The sequence below is a fragment of the Polynucleobacter sp. AP-RePozz3-80-G7 genome, assembly GCF_018882145.1.
Classification (GTDB): Bacteria; Pseudomonadota; Gammaproteobacteria; order Burkholderiales; family Burkholderiaceae; genus Polynucleobacter.
Genome location: NZ_JACVPC010000019.1, coordinates 1 through 336, shown reverse-complemented (window position 1 = coordinate 336; position 336 = coordinate 1). Strand labels below are relative to the sequence as shown.

General features: G+C 48.8%; 1 protein-coding gene. It reads right to left on the bottom strand.

Going from position 1 to position 336, the window contains the following annotated elements; all coding sequences use genetic code 11:
- The coding region (locus ICE90_RS10765; protein ID WP_216192513.1) for an autotransporter-associated beta strand repeat-containing protein at nt 1–336 on the bottom strand (336 nt) is incomplete at both ends.

Sequence of the window (336 nt, the reverse complement as noted above, 5' to 3'; positions counted from 1 at the left end):
GCACCGGTTAAGGAAGCAATGCTTTGGGAGTTGCCATACAGATCAAAGATGCTAGTGCCAGTCATGATCAATGCGCTAGCAGCAGCGAGTGAGCCGCCAGTGCCTAAACGTAAAGTACCGCCGTTGACTGTTGTTGTGCCAGTGTAGGTGTTGGTGCCTGTTAATACTTGCGTACCGGCAGTGAGAACCAAATTACCGTTGGTATCAGAGATCACACCATCAAAGGTATCAGCAGCGTTGCTAATGGTTAATGTTTTGCCGCCTATTAATACGGATCCGGAAGCATTACCAGCCAAGCTGATGATGGAGGCGCCAGATGTAGTACCAGTTAGATCT